This is a genomic window from Oribacterium sp. oral taxon 108 str. F0425 (genome assembly GCF_000214455.1).
GTDB lineage: Bacteria > Bacillota > Clostridia > Lachnospirales > Lachnospiraceae > Oribacterium > Oribacterium asaccharolyticum.
The window spans coordinates 410274-428315 of sequence record NZ_AFIH01000001.1; the positions used below are offsets into that span (position 1 = coordinate 410274).

Annotated in this window: 21 protein-coding genes, 1 pseudogene and 1 other annotated feature; of the genes and pseudogenes, 20 read left to right on the plus strand and 2 right to left on the minus strand. The window is 44.1% G+C overall.

Annotation, left to right across the window (positions count from 1 at the left end; all coding sequences use genetic code 11):
- Positions 1-57 precede the first annotated feature (57 nt).
- Positions 58-402 carry a winged helix-turn-helix transcriptional regulator gene (locus HMPREF9124_RS02100; RefSeq protein ID WP_036597580.1) on the minus strand — a complete coding sequence of 115 codons (345 nt, stop codon included), beginning with the start codon at positions 400-402 and terminating at the stop codon, positions 58-60.
- 119 nt (positions 403-521) lie between these two features.
- Between HMPREF9124_RS02100 and HMPREF9124_RS12915 the strand changes: the two are divergent.
- Positions 522-1330: pseudogene (locus tag HMPREF9124_RS12915) on the plus strand (amidohydrolase family protein).
- Positions 1331-1883: 553 nt separating this feature from the next.
- A complete protein-coding gene (locus HMPREF9124_RS02110) occupies positions 1884-2333 on the plus strand; it encodes an Hsp20/alpha crystallin family protein (protein ID WP_009428712.1) in 450 nt (149 codons plus the stop codon).
- Between the two features lie 164 nt (positions 2334-2497).
- On the opposite strand, the gene HMPREF9124_RS02115 is transcribed toward HMPREF9124_RS02110, so the two are convergent.
- Positions 2498-3379 carry a CPBP family intramembrane glutamic endopeptidase gene (locus tag HMPREF9124_RS02115; RefSeq protein WP_009429983.1) on the minus strand — a complete coding sequence of 294 codons (882 nt, stop codon included), beginning with the start codon at positions 3377-3379 and terminating at the stop codon, positions 2498-2500.
- Between the two features lie 221 nt (positions 3380-3600).
- Between HMPREF9124_RS02115 and HMPREF9124_RS02120 the strand changes: the two genes are divergently transcribed.
- From HMPREF9124_RS02120 to HMPREF9124_RS02200, 18 genes are all read left to right on the plus strand, one after another.
- Positions 3601-4164 carry a prolyl-tRNA synthetase associated domain-containing protein gene (locus HMPREF9124_RS02120; protein ID WP_009429188.1) on the plus strand — a complete coding sequence of 188 codons (564 nt, stop codon included), beginning with the start codon at positions 3601-3603 and terminating at the stop codon, positions 4162-4164.
- Between the two features lie 229 nt (positions 4165-4393).
- Positions 4394-4543: a 50S ribosomal protein L33 gene (gene rpmG, locus HMPREF9124_RS02125; RefSeq protein ID WP_036595071.1), complete on the plus strand. Its 150-nt coding sequence runs from the start codon at positions 4394-4396 to the stop codon at positions 4541-4543.
- On the plus strand, positions 4543-4743 hold the full coding sequence (secE, locus tag HMPREF9124_RS02130; RefSeq protein ID WP_009428472.1) for a preprotein translocase subunit SecE: 201 nt from the start codon (positions 4543-4545) through the stop codon (positions 4741-4743). Before rpmG ends, secE begins: the two co-directional genes overlap by 1 nt.
- A 10-nt stretch (positions 4744-4753) precedes the next feature.
- The gene (gene nusG / locus HMPREF9124_RS02135; RefSeq protein ID WP_009427809.1) at positions 4754-5284 is read left to right on the plus strand and encodes a transcription termination/antitermination protein NusG; all 531 of its coding nucleotides are present in this window, start codon (positions 4754-4756) and stop codon (positions 5282-5284) included.
- A 108-nt stretch (positions 5285-5392) separates the two neighbouring features.
- Complete coding sequence (gene rplK / locus HMPREF9124_RS02140; protein ID WP_009427820.1) at positions 5393-5818, plus strand: 50S ribosomal protein L11; 426 nt, start codon at positions 5393-5395, stop codon at positions 5816-5818.
- Between the two features lie 20 nt (positions 5819-5838).
- A complete protein-coding gene (rplA, locus tag HMPREF9124_RS02145; RefSeq protein WP_009429834.1) occupies positions 5839-6531 on the plus strand; it encodes a 50S ribosomal protein L1 in 693 nt (230 codons plus the stop codon).
- Positions 6532-6826: 295 nt separating this feature from the next.
- Positions 6827-8923, plus strand: a complete 2097-nt coding sequence (locus tag HMPREF9124_RS02150) for a right-handed parallel beta-helix repeat-containing protein (RefSeq protein ID WP_009429626.1) — start codon at positions 6827-6829, stop codon at positions 8921-8923.
- Positions 8924-9136: 213 nt separating this feature from the next.
- Complete coding sequence (locus HMPREF9124_RS02155) at positions 9137-9397, plus strand: SemiSWEET family transporter (protein ID WP_009428935.1); 261 nt, start codon at positions 9137-9139, stop codon at positions 9395-9397.
- A gap of 98 nt (positions 9398-9495) precedes the next feature.
- Positions 9496-9691, plus strand: a sequence feature (ribosomal protein L10 leader region).
- A 74-nt stretch (positions 9692-9765) separates the two neighbouring features.
- Positions 9766-10263, plus strand: a complete 498-nt coding sequence (rplJ, locus tag HMPREF9124_RS02160; RefSeq protein ID WP_009428779.1) for a 50S ribosomal protein L10 — start codon at positions 9766-9768, stop codon at positions 10261-10263.
- A gap of 64 nt (positions 10264-10327) precedes the next feature.
- Positions 10328-10711 (plus strand): 50S ribosomal protein L7/L12, encoded by a 384-nt coding sequence (gene rplL / locus HMPREF9124_RS02165; protein WP_009428111.1) that lies wholly within the window; start codon positions 10328-10330, stop codon positions 10709-10711.
- A 210-nt stretch (positions 10712-10921) separates the two neighbouring features.
- Positions 10922-11071, plus strand: a complete 150-nt coding sequence (locus HMPREF9124_RS11940) for a hypothetical protein (protein WP_009428132.1) — start codon at positions 10922-10924, stop codon at positions 11069-11071.
- A gap of 676 nt (positions 11072-11747) precedes the next feature.
- A complete protein-coding gene (locus tag HMPREF9124_RS02170) occupies positions 11748-12041 on the plus strand; it encodes a DUF6110 family protein (RefSeq protein WP_009429850.1) in 294 nt (97 codons plus the stop codon).
- Positions 12042-12075: 34 nt separating this feature from the next.
- Entirely contained in the window at positions 12076-14232 is a 2157-nt protein-coding gene (locus HMPREF9124_RS02175; protein ID WP_009429195.1) for a heavy metal translocating P-type ATPase, read from the plus strand.
- Between the two features lie 43 nt (positions 14233-14275).
- Positions 14276-14674 carry a metal-dependent transcriptional regulator gene (locus tag HMPREF9124_RS02180; RefSeq protein ID WP_036597926.1) on the plus strand — a complete coding sequence of 133 codons (399 nt, stop codon included), beginning with the start codon at positions 14276-14278 and terminating at the stop codon, positions 14672-14674.
- 216 nt (positions 14675-14890) lie between these two features.
- Positions 14891-15100 (plus strand): FeoA family protein, encoded by a 210-nt coding sequence (locus tag HMPREF9124_RS02185; protein WP_009427773.1) that lies wholly within the window; start codon positions 14891-14893, stop codon positions 15098-15100.
- A gap of 38 nt (positions 15101-15138) precedes the next feature.
- Positions 15139-15366: a FeoA family protein gene (locus tag HMPREF9124_RS02190; RefSeq protein ID WP_009429604.1), complete on the plus strand. Its 228-nt coding sequence runs from the start codon at positions 15139-15141 to the stop codon at positions 15364-15366.
- Positions 15367-15376: 10 nt separating this feature from the next.
- Positions 15377-17590, plus strand: a complete 2214-nt coding sequence (feoB, locus tag HMPREF9124_RS02195; protein WP_009429038.1) for a ferrous iron transport protein B — start codon at positions 15377-15379, stop codon at positions 17588-17590.
- A gap of 207 nt (positions 17591-17797) precedes the next feature.
- Positions 17798-18025 carry a FeoB-associated Cys-rich membrane protein gene (locus HMPREF9124_RS02200; RefSeq protein ID WP_009428619.1) on the plus strand — a complete coding sequence of 76 codons (228 nt, stop codon included), beginning with the start codon at positions 17798-17800 and terminating at the stop codon, positions 18023-18025.
- The last annotated feature ends 17 nt before the right edge of the window (positions 18026-18042 follow it).

Genomic DNA, 18042 nt, shown 5'->3' on the forward strand with positions numbered 1-18042 from the left:
AAAAATGCTGGTAGTAATGTAATCAACTACTAGCATTTCCGTTATTATTTCAGAGGATTAAACAATCTCTGTATGTGAATTATATGAATGATATGCTTTTCCCCAATCACATAGTTGCGCTAAGATTGGTTTAAGGGTAGCCCCCAATTCGCTTAATGAATATTCAACTTTAGGCGGTACTTCCGGGAATACCTTTCGAGTGATAATTCCTTGTTCCTCTAATTCCCGAAGTTGCTGTGTCAAAGTCTTTGTAGTGATATTACCTAAAACCCTTTGTAATTCATTAAATCGGATTGTTCCTTTTGATAAATGCCACAGTATTTTTAACTTCCATTTTCCGCTTAGTATATTCAATCCGACTTCAACAGGACATTGTTCATCAACCGCTTGTGATTTTGCCATATTTTCCCATTCCTTTCACAGTATTAAAAAAGATACTTTATTTCAAAAAGGTGCGTACTTAATTTTACTCTGTATTAGTGCTACCCTTATTATATAAAACGTGTCAAGGAGGCGTAAATATGATTATTGATAGTCACGAACACATAATGTTTCCAGCAAAAATGCAGTTAGACAAAATGGACGCTGCGGGAGTAGATAGGGCAATTCTTTTTTGTTCTGCTCCGCACCCCGAAAAAGCAAACAATCTGAATGAGCTTGAAACAGAAATGAACACATTATACAAAATTCTTGCAGGAGCAAATAGCAAAGAAGATAATATTAAGCGATTGAAAAAAATATTGTAGAAATCACCACAGCAATAAAAGAAAATCCTAATCGCTTTTGGGGTTTCGGTTCTGTTCCGTTGGCACTAAGTTTAGAGGAAACACAGAATTGGATAGACACACAGATTACCGCTAATTCTTTGTGTGGGATAGGTGAATTTACTCCCGGTAATGAACAACAGATTATTCAGTTAGAAACAGTATTTCAAGCAATAATGAATACAAGGTTATACCCTGTTTGGGTGCATACTTTTAATCCTGTTACATTAAGCGGTATTAAGCAGTTAATGTCTTTATGCGAAAAGTACCCAGAGGTGCCTGTTATTTTCGGGCATTTAGGTGGCTCTAATTGGATAGAAGTAATCAAATTTGCAAAGGAGCATAAAAACGTTTATTTAGACCTTTCAGCAGCGTTTGCTTCTATTGCTACAAAAATGGCATTAGTTGAGTTGCCGGAAAGATGTCTGTATAGTTCTGACGCTCCTTATGGTGAGCCATATTTGTATAAGCAACTTATTGAGTTTGTAAGCCCTAGCCAATCAGTAGCCAAAAAGGCTTTGGGGGAAAATATTTTAGAGTTGTTGGAGCGTATAAATCTAATTTAACATTTCCACTTTCTTTAATAAATAACTTATCTGCCGGACGACGGCAAAAGAAAAAAGTCGTCGTAGAGCAGACATATTTTCACGCACGTATGAAGCGGCTTTGTTTTTCAGAGCCGCCGTTTCTTTGCGCTTGCACAAACCTATGACGACTTGCAGGGACACGCCCACATAGACGTGACGATGGACGTATACAACCATGTAAGTGAGATGTCCAGAATTGAGAGTGAAATCACTAGGCTGGATAGCGTAGCAATTAGCTGACACCAAAAATAAAAAATTGGTGTCAAAATGGTGTCAAATCAAGAAAAAGTGATGATTATAAGAAAGAAAAAGTGTTGCAAACCCCGTAAAATCAAGGTTTGAAAAAAATCTCAAAAAATTAGCACTCAACACTTGACAGTGCTAACAATTCGAGTATAATCATAATCATGCAGAGGAACAGAGAAGACCGCAAGGACTTTAAAGGTTCTCAGAGTGATGAAGATTCTTCCCCTTGCTGAAAAAAATGACAAGAGATTAGAAGTCAAAAGAAGAGTATAAGGAGGAAAAAGATATGTTAGCACCTAGCATTTTTGGAGAGAATTTATTTGATGATTGGTTTGATTTTCCGAGTTTCGGAGGTCTGGGCAGAGTAGAGAATAAGCTTTACGGAGACCGTGCAGGAAGATTGATGAAGACGGATGTTCATGAAAAGGACGGACAGTACGATATGGATATCGACCTTCCGGGCTTTAAGAAAGAGGATATCAAGGTAGAGTTGCATGACGGCTATCTTCAGGTCAGTGCCGTGAAGGGCTTAAATGAAGAAGAGAAGGATGAGAAAGGTAAACTCATTCGTCAGGAGCGTTACTCCGGCTCTATGCAAAGAAGCTTTTATGTTGGTGACAGCATTAAGCAGGAAGATATAAAAGCAAAGTTTGAACAGGGCGTTCTGAAGCTTTCCTTCCCTAAGGAAGGGGAGAAGAAACTTCCGGAGAAGCAGCCGATTATGATTGAAGGTTAAAAATGGGACTGTTTTGCATGTGAAGTGTCCCCCCCGAAAGTTAGACTTTTTAAGCGTAGCAGTTTTATGGCTGCTACGCTGTTTTTATGCCCAAAATGCAGAAAAGAAACAGCCCTCACAGATTAGCAAGAAATTGCATTCGGTGAGAGCTGTTTTTTAAATGATTAGCAGGTGCTGCTTGCGAATTGTACTGCTTCTTCCTCCTGGCTTTGCTCCGATTCGGAGATCTCTTCAGCCTTCATTTTTCCCTGTCTGTGCAGATAGTAAAGAATACAAAACATCGGAATAATGCAAACATAGGAAAGTACGGTGATAAGACTGTTGTTAAAATCCGTATCCAAGGCGGGAGGCAAGGTTCCGCTTAAGTTGTTGACTGCGTGGGCAAGAACAACATAAAAGAGCGTTCTGGTCTTTTTAATATAATAGCCCAAAATAATGCCCATCATGGCAGTGTATACAGCCTGAATAAAGCTGCCGTGCCAGATTCCGAACATTACGCCGGATAAAAGAAGAGGAAACCAGGGAAGATCTGTGGCTTCTTCAAAGCTGCGGAAAATAACGCCTCTGAATAAAATTTCTTCCACAAGAGGACCGATTGCAACAATCGCTAAGAAGGTCCAGATATAGGAGCCTTTCTCCAAGTCGTCATACATGCTGGAAAAAGCTTCGGCCTGCTCTCCCAAAGCAGAAAAATGCGAAGCAACTAAGTCAACCAAGTTAAGCCAGATGGTGGACAATCCGCCTGCGCCGAAACCGATTACGACGGAAAATAATATTCCTTGCCATGGGGCAATTTGGATTTCCGCCTTTTTCCGCGGAAAGACCTTCCGATAAAAAATATAAAGAATAATAGATAAACATGTCGCCAGAAAAGCATCCAAAAAGGCGGGGGTGTTATTCACCCAGTCAAATGAAATACGGAACAAATCCAAAACCCAAAAGAGTGCTCCCGTAATAAAGTTTCCGATGATATCATAGATTATGATGACCGCAAAAGGCAGGAATAAAAAGAGCAGTTTTTTCTTATCAAATATTTTAGTTTCCATTTTTTTCTCCCTTACATTTATAAAACGAATCTTTTTTCTATCGACCCAATCTATTTTTATATTAGAGAAAATATAGTCTATTCCTTCCTTTTACACAAGAACTCTATTAAATTAAGTAAATTTAATGAACAGTATTTGTTGCCTATGCAAGATTTCTTGTTCTCAAAAGATAGATAATTAGCGTATATTATATAGAAGGAATCTTGCAATTCAGGAAGGGGATGGAAATTAAGATGAAATTAACTGTGGAAAAGGGAAGGCCGGAGATTGACGAAGGAAGAAGCCGGAAGGAAATCGCGGTTTATGATTATTTAGACAAACTGGGAATCTCCTATGAACGCGCGGATCATGCAGAAGCCCATACCATGGAGGATTGCGAGGAGGTTTCCAATGCTTTGGGGGCGAAGGTTTGTAAAAATCTTTTCCTTACCAATAGTAAACACAGCTTTTATTACCTTCTTATGATGCCGGGGAATAAGCCCTTTAAGACGGCAGAGCTTTCGCGAGAAATCGGTTGTGGCCATCTTTCCTTTGCGGAGGCGGAGGAAATGGAACGAGTACTCGGATGCACACCGGGGTCTGCGTCGGTTTTTGGTCTAATGCATGATAAAGAAGGTTTGGTGGAACTTTTGGTGGACAGGGATCTTCTGAAGGACGAATATCTTGGTGCGCATCCCTGTCATAATATTGCTACACTGAAGGTAAAAACCAAGGACATTTTCACAAAGTTCATCAAGGCGACAAAGCATTATAAGACGGAAGTTACATTAAGAGGGCAAAGCTGATTTGCTCTTGCCGGGGTAAAACCGGGGAAGAGCGAATGCACGGGAGAGAAGTTGCAGGCTCGGTTCCAAAGCACCTCAAACCTACAGCTCGGTTCCAAAGCACCTCAAAATACTGCTTGACGGGGCGCCCTGTCCATGTTAGACTTGCATGGTACTTGGGGCATTGCCCTATTTTTTATGCACTAATTTCGTAGTCATGCGAAGTTAAAAATCATTGGAGGTGAAAGCCGTGCGTACAAAGATTATATTAGCATGTACAGAATGTAAGCAAAGAAATTACTTCATTACGAAGGAGAAGAAACTTCATCCTGAGCGTATGGAAGTGACCAAGTATTGCAAGTTCTGCAAAAAGCACACGTTGCATAAGGAGACAAAATAATGCAAGGAGAGAATAAGTCCGGACTGGGTTCTTTTGTGTCGGGGTTGGAAGCGGAATTCAAGAAGATTGTCTTCCCAACACGGCCGACTGTTATTAAGCAGTCCATAGCCACAATTGCCATCAGTGTTTTAATTGGTATGCTGATTACCGGTTTAGACATTGCCATGAAATGGGGTCTTGGATTGGTTCTTGTAAAGTAAAGGTGGGATAATGGCAGAGAAAAACACAGAAGCCCGCTGGTATGTAGCGCATACCTACTCGGGTTATGAGAATAAGGTCAAGATGGATTTGGAAAAAACCATTGATAACCGTGGTCTTCAAGATGTGATTTTAGAGGTCAGTGTTCCCATGCAACCGGTTATTGAAGTGAAGAACGGTGTAGAGAAGAAGACGGACAAGAAGATGTTTCCGGGCTATGTTCTCGTGAACATGGTCATGAACGATGAAACTTGGTACGTGGTTCGAAATACCAGAGGAGTAACAGGCTTTGTGGGTCCCGGATCCAAGCCGGTACCGCTTTCCGAAGAAGAAATCCTGACCTTGGGATACAGAAAATCCGAGGTACTGGTGGATTTCGCAGTGGGAGATACCGTTACCGTTATTTCCGGCACATGGAGAGATACCATTGGTGTCATTACACAAATCAATGACCAAAAGAAGACTGTCACCATTAATGTAGAGATGTTCGGAAGGGATACCCCGGTAGAATTGTCCTACGGTGAAGTGCAAAAGTTAAGATAATATTTGGTAATACCCGAGGGATTTTATCCCATGGAGTACATTTAGCCACCGCTTGCAAAGCAAGCTCGTGGGAGGGTTTACCCGCAATTACCACAAGGAGGTGCCTATATGGCAAAGAAAGTAGAAGGTTACATTAAGTTACAGATTCCGGCTGGAAAAGCAACTCCGGCTCCCCCCGTTGGTCCCGCTTTAGGACAACACGGTGTTAATATCGTTGCATTCACAAAGGAGTTCAATGCCAGAACTGCAAATGAAGGCGATATGATCATCCCCGTAGTTATCACAGTTTATGCAGATAGAAGTTTCAGCTTTATTACAAAGACTCCTCCGGCTGCTGTTCTCATTAAGAAAGCATGTAAGCTGCAGAAAGCATCCGGCGAGCCGAATAAGAATAAAGTTGCAACCATCTCCAAGGCTGACCTTCAGAAGATTGCAGAGACAAAGATGAAAGACTTAAATGCTGCATCGATTGAAGCTGCAATGTCCATGATCGCAGGAACCTGCAGATCCATGGGTGTCAACGTAGAACAATAAGAAGGGGAGGCGATTGTTAAATGAAACAGGGTAAGAGATATGCCGAAGTGGCAAAGGCTGTAGATAGACAGGTTAAGTACAGTGAAGCAGATGCAATTTCCATGGTAAAGAAGAATGCAACTGCAAAGTTTGATGAGACTGTAGAGTTACACATCAGAACCGGTTGTGACGGACGTCACGCCGATCAGCAGGTTAGAGGATCCGTTGTTCTTCCTGCAGGAACCGGTAAGAATGTTCGTATCTTGGTTTTCGCTAAGGATGCTAAGGCTGACGAGGCTTTGGCTGCAGGTGCGGATTTCGTTGGTGCGGATGACCTTGTACCAAGAATTCAGGGCGGTTGGTTCGACTACGATGTTGTTATCGCAACTCCCGACATGATGGGTGTAGTAGGACGTATCGGACGTTTACTCGGACCGAAGGGCTTGATGCCGAACCCGAAGCTCGGAACCGTTACGATGGATGTAGCGAAGGCTATCGCAGATACTAAGGCCGGTAAGGTAGAGTACAGACTGGACAAGGCAAACATCATCCACGTTCCTGTTGGAAAGGCTTCCTTCACTGAAGAGCAGTTAAAGTCCAACCTGGATGCTTTAATGGCAGCTATCGTTAAGGCTCGTCCGTCAAGCTTAAAGGGAGCTTATATGAAGTCCATTACTTTGACTTCCACTATGGGCCCCGGAGTTAAGCTGGATGCAGTGCAGTTCGGAGCATAATGAAATTTCTAAAGACTACTCAAGTCAAAGGCTTGGGTAGTCTTTTTTTAGTGAGTATCGTGCGCGTAGCGTGCGGTGTTTCGTTAAAGTCTCTTATACAAAGAGCGAGATATCTCTTTTGAAACTATGGTTATGAGAATAACGGGTATAATCTAAAAAAATAAATTACAGCAAATTTTGAATTTATTTAATATTTTATTCAAAATTAATAATCATTTTTTCTGAATTTCCTTCTAAACTAAAAAAGCTGAGTCGAAAAACTACAGTAACTTTTTTGGAGAAGAAAGGAAGAAGAATGAAATTCAGAAAACAACTTACGTTACTCTTGACTATGACCGGCCTGGGGCTTCTTTCCCATGGAACCGCATTTGCGGAAACGAGGACAGAGCTTTGGGCGAAGGAAAGCCAGGGCTACGGCGCCAAGCTTCCCTACATTCGCTACGAGGCGGAAGAGGGAGTTGGAAGAGATGCGGTGCTGAAGCACTCCACTGCTTACGATGAAGTGGAGATGGAGGCTTCCAACCAAAGCTATGTGCAGTTGACCAAGGAGGATTCTTCAGTACGCTTTACGGTAAAGAAGACGGCCAATGCCATGACCCTTCGTTTTACTATGCCGGAGGATGCATCCGGAGAGCTGGAGATTTCTGTGGAGAGAAATGGAGAGCTTCTTGGAAAGAAAACGCTGGAGCTGGACAACAGTTCTGCTTGGCAGTATGTGAAGGAAAATGATGTTTTTGATGAAAATATAGCCGACTCTCATTCTCGTTTTCGTTTTGATGAGAGACATTTTCTCTTGGAAAATGACAGCAAGGAACTAATGGAACTGGAAACGGGTGACGTACTCACCATCCGCAGAACCGATAAAAAAGCGGATGAACTGGGAATCGACTTTATCGAGCTGGAGCAGGCGCCGGAAGCAAAGGAGGCACCAGAGAGCAGCATTTCCATCACAGACGCTCCTTACAGCGCGGTGCCAAACGACGGACAGGACGATTCCAAAGCATTTCTGGATGCCCTGAAAGACGCGGATGCGGAGAACAAGACCTTATATATTCCGGAGGGTACCTTCGATTTTGACCAAAAGCTGGTGCTAAGTGCTACAGATATGCGGATTACCGGTGCAGGAATCTGGTACACCCGGCTTCATTTTACCTCTGAGGAGCAGGCCGGAGGCGGCATCGAGTTTCTGGACAGCAGCTCAAATGTTGAGATGGATAACCTATACATGGATTCCGAATTAAAGTCCCGTTTTCATCAGGAGGCAAATTACAAGGGAATCGCCGGCGTTTTGGGAGAGAATTCCAAGCTGCACGACCTCTGGATTGAGCATTTTGAGTGCGGAATCTGGGTGGGAGACTATGTGGAAGCGGATAAAATGAAAAACACCGATAAGCTGACCGTTTCCAACAGCCGTATTCGAAACAACTTTGCGGATGGAGTAAACTTTGCCCAGGGAACCAAGAATTCCAAGGTGCAGAACTCCAATATCCGTGGAAATGGCGATGACGGTCTGGCGACCTTTGCCAGCAAGGCGATTGTGAAAATCAAGGAAAATGTCAATGGGGAAGAGCAGGTTCGTTATATCCATACAGAATCCAAGCCTGCAAAGAACAATGCCTTTTTAAACAACACGGTGGAGCTGACTTGGCGAGCTTCCGGCATTGCCCTCCACGGCGGTGAAAACCATCGTATTGAAGGAAATCTGGTGAAGGACATCACATCCGGCCCGGGCCTGCGTGTCAGCACCGTATTCCCCGGCTATAACTTTGATGACAACCAAAACATTTCTATTCAGAGAAATCTCTTGATTCAGACCGGAACCGACAACGATTTCTACGGCAATGCCCTGGCTTCCATTCATTTTGAAAAGCTTTACGGTGATATGAAGAAGATTACCGTAGCAGACAACCGCCTGATTAACTCTCCCCACGGAAAATATTCCGGAAACTTCTATATTCCGGAAGAGGGTACAACAGAAATTACTTTAAGAAATAACGAAGAGAAAAGCATTGATTTAGAGCCCATGCTGGCAGAGGAAGAGAAGCATGACGGTGCTCTGAATATCGAGTTGCACGATCAGGAAGAAATTCCGGAAAACGCAAACTTCAGACTCTATTGGTTTTCCGGTGAGACCGAGGAAAACGGCAAAACCGTCCGTTACTGGGTGAAGAAGCTGGAAGGCATTCATCTGGATGAGTCCATGGAGTATTCCCTTGAGGACGGCACCAAGGTCTTCAACTTTACCCCGGATGACATCCCGGAGTATATCCCCATTTCCGGAACAGCCTTTGTAGAGGATTACTACTATGAAGGAGAGGACTGGATCCGTTGGGAAAGCCCGGAAGGGGTACAGTATGTGAAGATTCGGTACTGGAGCCCGAAAGAGGCATAAAGTATCGGTGCCGGAGCTCGAAAGAGGCATAAAGTATCAGTGCCGGAGCCCGAAGAAGTCGAAAAGCTTCAATGCTTGGCCCGACGGCTTAAGGAAAGTTTTTCTGTAATGCCGAGATATAAATTGACAAGTCTTTTCCGCCTATGTTAGCATACCTAGCTGAACTTTTTGATGTGGAGAGTGGTAAAGGGTAAAGAGTAGAGGAGGAAGAATATGTCAGAGAAGAGTTTGGCAGTTTTTGGTTGGGTCGGGACAACGATATCCGTACTGATGTATGTATCATACATTCCGCAGATTATGAATAACTTACATGGAGTTAAGGGGTCACCGGTACAACCCTTTGTGGCAGCGATTAATGGCGTGATTTGGGTTAGTTATGCATTATTGAAAGAGAAAAAAGACTTTCCGTTAGCGGCGGCAAATGCGCCCGGAATCATCTTCGGATTGATTACGGGGATTACCGCAATCTTATAAAATAGGAGTTTCTCCTGAAAAACACAGGATTTATGGGTGCTTTGCGCTGTTTTCGAAATGCCAATGTTTTTGCTTGACTTTTCCCTTATCACGTGCTAGTATCTGCAAGGTATTAACCGAAGACAGCAGGTATTCAAACTTTCAGCTTATTTCGCAGAGTATTGCGGAGCTAAGAAAGTAAGAATCTAAAGAGCAATCGCCCGCCGAGGAAAGAATAAAGAATGGCTTCAGAAATGAAGTGTTGAATTCGTGATTTCGTCCCCTGTCTTTGGCAGGGGATTTTTTAATTCTTACGGGAGAGTTTCATGGAAACACATTGTCCCATTCGCGTTAATACTTTCTAAAAATAAAGAAGGAGGAAACCGAAGATGGCAAAGGTTGAATTAAAGCAGCCGATTATCGACGAGATCAAGGGATTTTTGGACGGCGCTGTGGCAGCCACTGTAGTAGACTATCGTGGACTTACCGTTGCGGAAGATACAGCACTTCGTAAGGCTTTGAGAGAAGCAGGCGTGCAGTACAAGGTCTTCAAGAACACCCTGATTAAGAGAGCAGCAGAGGGAACGGACTTCGCTCAGCTGGATCCGGTTTTAGACGGACCTACAGCTCTTGCAGTATCGAAGGATGATGCTACTGCGGCAGCCAGAATTTTTGCAAAATTTGCAAAGACCTCTCCCAAGTTGGAGTTTAAGGGTGCTGTTGTAGAAGGAAAGTTCTACGATGCAAAGGCAGTACAGGCACTGGCAGAGATTCCGTCCAGAGAAGAGCTTCTGGGAAGACTTCTCGGATCGATCAAGTCCCCTGTTACAAACTTCGCTCGTGTGCTTAACCAGATTGCACAGAAGGGTGACGGAGAAGCTGCATAAGGCAGCTTAGGTACGGAAGATATTCCGTGACATTTAAAAAATAATAATAATGGAGGAAAAAACAATGGCAAAGTTAACTGTTGAAGAGTTTATTGCAGCAATTAAGGAACTTTCCGTAATGGAATTAAATGATTTAGTAAAGGCTTGCGAAGAGGAATTTGGTGTTTCCGCAGCAGCAGGCGTAGTTGTAGCAGCAGCAGGTGCTGGTGCAGGTGCCGGCGCAGCTGAGGAAGAGAAGACTGAGTTCGACGTTGAGCTTACTGATGTAGGTCCGAACAAGATTAAGGTTATCAAGGTTGTTCGTGAAGCTACCGGTCTTGGACTTAAGGAAGCAAAGGACCTCGTTGAGGCAGCTCCGAAGGTTCTTAAGGAAGGTGCTTCCAAGGCTGAGGCTGATGACATCAAGGCTAAGCTTGAGGCTGAAGGCGCTAAGATTACTCTTAAGTAATTTTTCTAAAGATGATAAGAAGGTCGGGGAGAAATCCCCGATCTTTTTAATTCTTAACGAGTATCGCTCGCGTAGTGTGCGATATCTTATTTTTTCATGGAGAAAAAGAGATGGAACGAGATATATAAAATGCTATAAAACAGAATACGCAAGAAACCGCTAAACCATCACAATATAAAAACCCCAAAGCAACGAAGATTCAGGAATTATTTGCCGATTGGGAAGATGACGGTCTTCGACATCAAGAATTGGATTGGGGAAAAGCAGAAGGAGAAGAACAGAAAAATTAATATAGCGGCGGGAAGGACTGTAGCAATCAATAAGCTGAAGCGACAGATGCAGTATAGGTATGAAAGATAGCAAACCGAGCTCGCCGGTACATGCAAACCAGTGGAGGAAAGGACTGTAGCAATCAATAAGCTGAAGCGAATGAAGCAGTATGGGTCTATAATAGGGGTAGTCTGAGCCCGTCGGTACTTACTGAAAGCGAGTGAAGCGAAGCTTGAACTTAGTACTGTTAAGGGGGTACTTTTCTTCGGAAAAGTACCCCCTGTACGTAGACCAACTTCTTTTAGAAGTTGCTTTGCAAAGCAAAGTGAGCAGTGGTTAACAAAAACCACTGCTCAGTCAAGGCGAGGCTAGCGAGAGCGTGCCCCATTTATAGACCCATACTGCTTCAGAGCGCTTTCTTATAACGAGTGCAGTTCCTCCCTCCACAGGGGCGAGGCTAGCGAGAGCGTGCTCGATTTCATGCCTATACTGCATCTGCGCGTGCCCCCTTGACTTTTTCGATAATCGATGCTAAAAGTTATGCAAAACTAACTTTGCTAGCGTAGAGTATACATTGTATTAAAAATGGAAACGAAATACAAAAAGGTTAGCCTTGACTTAATAATAATTCCTATTTTACAATATGCTCGTTCTAAAGAACAAGACTTTAACCGTAGTGCACAAGAGAGTGCCAAATGCAAGAAAGCTTTATTCTTTAGAAGCAAAAAGTAGTTTATGTATAGTAAAACAAGAGGAGGACAACAATATGTTTTTAGCAAATATTGCATGGAAGAAACTGGGTATTTTTGCAGGCGGAGTACTTTTCGGTACAGCAGGAATGAAGATTCTGGGATCTCAGGATGCCAAGAAAGTTTATACGGAGGCAGCTGCAGCTGTGCTTCGCGGACAGGATTGTGTTATGAAGGTCAGCACTACCATAAAGGAGAACTGCGAAGACATTTATGCGGATGCAAAGCGCATCAATGAGAAGAGAGCAGAGGCAGAAGAAAAGGCATTAATCTGTGATTGCGCTGAAGAATGTGATGGAAAAGAAGTTTAAGGCAAACTGTTTTTAGTAAGGAAAGGTAAGGGCGATGAAGTGTAAGATATTACATGAATCCCAAGGGCGGATGCGAATTCATACCGTACAGCCCAGGATGACTGTGGAACAGGCGGATATTTTAGAGTATTACCTGAAGGCCCGGGCGGGAGTTCTTGATGTAAAAGTAAATGATAGAACCGGTGACGCCATAATTACTTACGAAGGAACACGGGAGGGGATTGTAGAGGCCCTTTCCCGTTTTTCTTATCAGGAAAATGCGGGACTTGTTCCGGAACATACCGGAAGGGCGTTGAATAGAGAGTATGAGGACAAGTTGGTTCTTACCGTAGTGAACCGGGTGGTCAATGTTCTCTTTTTCCCACAGCCTTTGAAACGTGTTCTCACGGGTATTAAGGCGATTCCCTACCTGTTAAAGGGAATCGGAACGTTGCTGAGAGGGAAGATAGAAGTGGCACTGCTGGATGCCGTGGCGATTTCCGCGTCAATTTTAACCGGAGATTACGATACGGCATCATCGGTGATGTTTTTACTCGGAATCGGAGAAATCCTGGAAGAGTGGACCCACAAGAAGTCCGTGGATGACTTGGCGCGTACCATGTCTCTGGATGTAGATAAGGTTTGGACTGTGGTGCAGGGAGAGGAAGTACTGCTTCCCATCAATGAAGTGCAAATCGGTGCAGAAATAATTATTCGTACGGGAAATATGATTCCGTTGGACGGAAAATTATGTTCCGGAGAGGCGATGGTCAATCAGGCATCTATGACGGGAGAAGCGGTTCCGGTACGAAAGGTGGCCGGTAGCTACGCTTATGCCGGAACGGTTGTGGAAGAGGGAGAGTGCCATATTATCGTTGAGAAAGCGGCAGGCTCAGGACGCTACGATCGCATCGTCAAAATGATTGAAGAATCGGAGAAATTAAAGAGCTCTACGGAAGACAGAGCATCTCACCTTGCAGATAAACTTGTTCCGTACAGCTTGGGTGGATCGGTATTGGCCTACCTGTTGACCCGGAATGTAACAAAGGCACTGGCCTTCCTGATGGTGGATTTCTCCTGCGCGTTGAAACTTTCGATGCCGGTTGCGGTTCTTTCCGCGATGCGAGAAGCGGGAAAATATCATATTTCCGTCAAGGGCGGTAAATTTATGGAAGCCATTTCCGAGGCAAATACCATAGTATTCGATAAGACGGGAACATTGACCTATGCTAAGCCGAAGGTGGAGCAGATTATTACCTTTATGGGAGAGGATGAAAATGAGATGCTCCGTATGGCAGCCTGCCTGGAAGAACATTATCCCCATTCTATGGCGAATGCAGTAGTTACGGAGGCGGAACTTCGTGATTTGCACCATGCGGAGCGCCACTCCAAGGTGGAGTATGTAGTAGCGCACGGCATCTCCAGTATTTACGAAGGAAAACGAGTGCTTATCGGTAGCTATCACTTTGTTTTTGAAGATGAGCATTGCGAGATTCCAAAGGGAGAAGAAGAAAAATTCAATTCCATTCCGGAAGAATACTCGTCTCTGTATCTTGCAGTAAACGGAAAGCTCGCGGCAGCCATCTTGATTTCTGATCCTCTTCGAGCAGAGGCAAAGGATGTTATCGGAAGACTCAAGAGCCTGGGAATCGACAAGGTGGTTATGATGACCGGAGATAATAAGCATACGGCCAAGGCCGTTGCAAAGAAGGTCGGCGTTGATGAATTTTATGCCGAAGTTCTCCCGGAGGATAAGGCTACCTTTATTCAGGAAGAGCATAAAAAAGGCAGAAAAGTGATCATGGTGGGAGATGGAATCAATGATTCACCGGCTCTTTCCGAGGCGGATACCGGTATTGCCATATCGGCAGGGGCTGCCATCGCAAGGGAAGTGGCGGATGTGACAGTATCGGAAGGAAATCTTTATGAACTGGTTATTTTGAAGGAGATTAGTAATCGTCTGATGCGCCGCATTAACGACAATTATCGTTTTATCATCGGATTTAATTCCGCTCTGATTGCGATGGGCTTCTTCGGCGTTATCACGCCTTCCGGCTCCGCTCTTTTCCATAATCTTTCTACCATTGCGACAGGCTTAAAGAGTATGACGGCTCTTCTCCCGGAAGAGAAGAAGGAAGAAGTTGAGGCTTTAGGACAAAATGCTGTAGCCATCAATGAGGGCTATGCTTTGCAAAATGCTAAATCCGCATAATATTTTCAAGAAAAATCGGGCGGAAAAAGCAGAGGAGGACTGTATGAAACCGTATGAAAGTCATGAATCGGAAGAAAACTACTTAGAGGCCATTTTGATGCTTTCCCTGGATCATAGAAAGGTGAGGGCAATTGATATAGCCAATATGCTCGGCTTTTCCAAGCCCAGCGTCAGCATTGCACTGAAAAGACTGAAAGAAGAGGGAAAAGTGGAATCAGATGAAAAGGGCTCTTTAAGCTTGACAGAACAGGGGCTTGTCATTGCACAGAGCACTTACGAAAAGCATACGGTTCTTACGGATGTACTTGTGGCTCTCGGGGTGAATGCTTATACGGCTTCTCAGGATGCCTGCAGGATGGAACATGTACTGAGCCCGGAGTCCTTTGGAAAGATTAAAGATTTTTATGCTAAGTTTAAAAAAGGCGAATACGATGAAAAGTAGTTCTTGAAAATATGATTTTTTTCGAGAAAAGAACGGAAATAGAGCCAATTCCTTTTAAAAGGAATTGGCTCTATTTTTTTTATAAAAACAATCACTTGGTTGACAAATAAGTTAGAGAATGCTAATTTAATGGTTGGTTTTCGTATACTAACTATAGAGCAAGCTTAGTTTCTCTTTCGACGGACTGAAAAAGAAATGGGAGCAGAAGGAGGGGGTATGCCACTTACATTAGCCGGCACAGGAGTAGCGCTGGAAATCAAGAAGATTGGCGGATCTGCAGAAATGAGACAGCATCTGAGTGACCTCGGATTTGTGGTCGGTGGAGAAGTGACCGTGATTTCAACATCACTCGGCAATGTCATTGTGAAGATCAAAGATGCCAGAGTGGCCATCAGTAAAGAGATGGCAAACAAAATTATGGTGTAGGTTTTTTAACATATGCAAAGAAGAAGGCGGAGGACAGTATGACACTGAAAGATTTAAAACCGGGACAGAGCGCTGTGGTAAAGAAGTTAACGGGAGAGGGCGCAGTAAAGAGGAGAATCATGGATATGGGGCTGACGAAGGGGACAGAGATATTTGTTCGTAAGGTAGCTCCCCTCGGAGACCCCTTGGAGCTTACCGTTCGAGGCTATGAACTTTCTGTTCGTAAGGCAGATGCAGAGATGATAGAAGTGGAAGAGAAGGTTTAGGAGGAAGAAAATGGCTGTAACAATCGCACTTGCCGGTAACCCGAATGCCGGAAAAACAACATTATTTAACCAATTAACCGGTTCGAACCAGTACGTAGGTAACTGGCCGGGTGTTACTGTGGAGAAAAAGGAAGGAAAGTTAAAGGGACATAAGGATGTCATCATTGCCGATCTTCCCGGAATTTACTCCCTTTCTCCCTATACGCTTGAGGAAGTGGTTGCCAGAAACTATTTGATTAACAACAGACCGAATGCCATTTTAAATATCGTGGACGGTACAAACTTAGAGAGAAACCTCTACCTTTCCACGCAGTTAAAGGAGCTCGGCGTTCCCGTAATCATGGCTATCAATATGATGGACGTAGTGAAAAAGAACGGCGATGTTTTGAATCTTGAGGCCCTTGGCAAAGCTATGGGCTGTAAAGTCATCAGTATTTCTGCTCTTCGTAATCAGGGAATCGATGAGTTGATTCAGATAGCGGTAGCGGAAGCAAACAGCGGTGTGGAACCGGCTATCGAGCATCGTTTTTCGGAGAATGTGGAAAAAGCGCTTTCCGAAATTCAAAGTAAGATTACCGGGGAGGTTCCCGAGGCACTTACCCGTTTCTTCTCCATCAAGCTCTTTGAAAGAGACGACAAGATTCGAAACGAACTTCCGGAGAAAGCAAAAAATGTCGATGTGGAAAGCATTATCTCCGAGATTGAGAAAGAAGAAGACGATGATGCGGAAAGCATTATCACAAACGAGCGTTATAAGTATATCCAGAGCATTATTTCTTCCGCTTATGAGAAGCGCGGGCAGACCGGACTCACGGTATCCGATAAGATTGACGCTATCGTAACAAACCGCTTTTTGGCACTCCCGCTCTTTGCACTTATTATGTTTGGCGTGTACTATATCTCTATTTCCACAGTGGGAACCAAGATGACCGACTGGGTTAACGATGTGCTTTTCGGAAACGATCCCTGGTCCTTCTTCGGACTCTTTGATGTGCCGTCCATCCCCGGTGCGGTAACAAGTCTCCTCGAGTCCATGAACGTCAACGAAGCTTTGCAGGGTCTTGTGATTGACGGTATTGTTGCCGGAGTCGGTGCGGTAATCGGATTCTTACCGCAGATGCTCACCTTCTTCCTCTTCCTTGCTTTCTTGGAGGGATGCGGATATATGGCGAGAGTTGCCTTCATCATGGACCGTGTTTTCCGTAAGTTCGGCCTTTCCGGAAAATCCTTTATTCCGATGCTGATCGGAACCGGTTGCGGTGTTCCGGGCGTTATGGGTTCCCGTACCGTAGAGAACGAAAGAGACCGTCGTATGACCATTATGACGACGACCTTCATTCCCTGCTCCGCAAAGCTGCCGGTTATTGCCCTTCTTGCCGGAGCCTTATTCAATAACTCGGCGTGGGTAGGCTGGAGTGCTTATTTCCTCGGCGTTTGTGCCATCGTGTTCTCCGGTATCGTATTAAAGAAGACAAAGATGTTCGCAGGACAGCCGGCACCATTCGTTATGGAGCTTCCGGCATATCACATGCCAAGACCGATTGATATCTTAAAGAGTATGGGTGAGAGAGGAATGTCCTTTGTAAAGAAGGCGGGAACGGTTATTCTCCTTGCTGCGATTTTGGTTTGGTTCTTGTCCAGATTTAATTTCCGGATGCAGTATCTTCCGGAAGAGGAAATGGACAGTTCTATCTTGGCCGGCTTTGGTAATTCTCTGGTTTGGCTCTTTGCTCCTCTTGGCTGGGGGCAGTGGAAGGCTGTAGTGGCAGCCGTTACCGGTCTTATTGCAAAGGAAAATGTAGTGGGTACCTTCGGAACGCTCTTTAATTATGCGGGAGATGCCAGTGAGTTGGCAGATGACAGTTCGGCAATCTGGGAAAAAGTTAGAGAGTATTTCGGATCGGGTCTTGCAGGCTATAGTTTCCTGGCTTTCAACTTGCTCTGTGCTCCCTGCTTCGCAGCAATCGGCGCCATCAAGAGAGAGATGAACAATGGTCGTTGGACGATGTTTGCCATTGGTTGGGAGTGCTTCTTGGCTTATTGTGTATCCCTTGTAATTTATCAAATCGGCGGTCTTGTTACCGGTGCGGTGAAGTTTAATATCTTCACTATCGTAGCCTTTTTGCTTGTTGCGGCAGGTATCTGGGGACTCCTCCGTCCGTACAAGGAAGCGGATACCCTTTCCGAGAAAGAAGAAAGAGCCGTAGAGAGAGCGATGGCTTAATAGGCTGTTGGACTTGTTCTGCGAGATTTCGTGATACAGGAAACTACCCCCCGCTGTTTCCGGAACCCCTCCTTTTTCGGCATAGCCGGAAAGGAGGGGTTCTCTTTTTAGAAATTTAATGATTTACAGTTGTTTCATTGGCTCAATCATCCCTTATAATAATAAAAGTTATACAAGACTAAGTTTTTACGGAAAGCAGGTTAGACTATGGGAAATATTATAGTAATTGTTTTTGTGGCAGGCTTGATTCTGCTGGTTCTTCGTGCATTACGGAAGGAGCACAAAGAAAGCGGCTCCTGTGCTTTTTGTAGCTATGCAAAGTCCGGAAAGTGTAATCACGTCGGACATGAGGAATTGGATCATCAGAATTTTCATCTTACAAAGGAGGAGCAGGCTATTCTGGACAGACATAGCAGGAATAGAAAGAAAGCATAGTAGTTTCTACAAAATTT

Bases quoted from the DNA above. Each gene is read 5' to 3' on its own strand.
- secE (WP_009428472.1), top strand. From the start codon at position 4,543: ATGCAAGGAGAGAATAAGTCCGGACTGGGTTCTTTTGTGTCGGGGTTG.
- nusG (WP_009427809.1), top strand. From the start codon at position 4,754: ATGGCAGAGAAAAACACAGAAGCCCGCTGGTATGTAGCGCATACCTAC.
- HMPREF9124_RS02150 (WP_009429626.1), top strand. From the start codon at position 6,827: ATGAAATTCAGAAAACAACTTACGTTACTCTTGACTATGACCGGCCTG.
- feoB (WP_009429038.1), top strand. From the start codon at position 15,377: ATGGCTGTAACAATCGCACTTGCCGGTAACCCGAATGCCGGAAAAACA.
- HMPREF9124_RS02185 (WP_009427773.1), top strand. From the start codon at position 14,891: ATGCCACTTACATTAGCCGGCACAGGAGTAGCGCTGGAAATCAAGAAG.
- HMPREF9124_RS02180 (WP_036597926.1), top strand. From the start codon at position 14,276: ATGAAACCGTATGAAAGTCATGAATCGGAAGAAAACTACTTAGAGGCC.
- HMPREF9124_RS02200 (WP_009428619.1), top strand. From the start codon at position 17,798: ATGGGAAATATTATAGTAATTGTTTTTGTGGCAGGCTTGATTCTGCTG.
- HMPREF9124_RS02115 (WP_009429983.1), bottom strand. From the start codon at position 3,379: ATGGAAACTAAAATATTTGATAAGAAAAAACTGCTCTTTTTATTCCTG.
- rplJ (WP_009428779.1), top strand. From the start codon at position 9,766: ATGGCAAAGGTTGAATTAAAGCAGCCGATTATCGACGAGATCAAGGGA.
- HMPREF9124_RS02170 (WP_009429850.1), top strand. From the start codon at position 11,748: ATGTTTTTAGCAAATATTGCATGGAAGAAACTGGGTATTTTTGCAGGC.
- HMPREF9124_RS02175 (WP_009429195.1), top strand. From the start codon at position 12,076: ATGAAGTGTAAGATATTACATGAATCCCAAGGGCGGATGCGAATTCAT.
- HMPREF9124_RS02110 (WP_009428712.1), top strand. From the start codon at position 1,884: ATGTTAGCACCTAGCATTTTTGGAGAGAATTTATTTGATGATTGGTTT.
- HMPREF9124_RS02100 (WP_036597580.1), bottom strand. From the start codon at position 402: ATGGCAAAATCACAAGCGGTTGATGAACAATGTCCTGTTGAAGTCGGA.
- rplA (WP_009429834.1), top strand. From the start codon at position 5,839: ATGAAACAGGGTAAGAGATATGCCGAAGTGGCAAAGGCTGTAGATAGA.
- rplL (WP_009428111.1), top strand. From the start codon at position 10,328: ATGGCAAAGTTAACTGTTGAAGAGTTTATTGCAGCAATTAAGGAACTT.
- HMPREF9124_RS02120 (WP_009429188.1), top strand. From the start codon at position 3,601: ATGGAAATTAAGATGAAATTAACTGTGGAAAAGGGAAGGCCGGAGATT.
- HMPREF9124_RS02190 (WP_009429604.1), top strand. From the start codon at position 15,139: ATGACACTGAAAGATTTAAAACCGGGACAGAGCGCTGTGGTAAAGAAG.
- rplK (WP_009427820.1), top strand. From the start codon at position 5,393: ATGGCAAAGAAAGTAGAAGGTTACATTAAGTTACAGATTCCGGCTGGA.
- HMPREF9124_RS02155 (WP_009428935.1), top strand. From the start codon at position 9,137: ATGTCAGAGAAGAGTTTGGCAGTTTTTGGTTGGGTCGGGACAACGATA.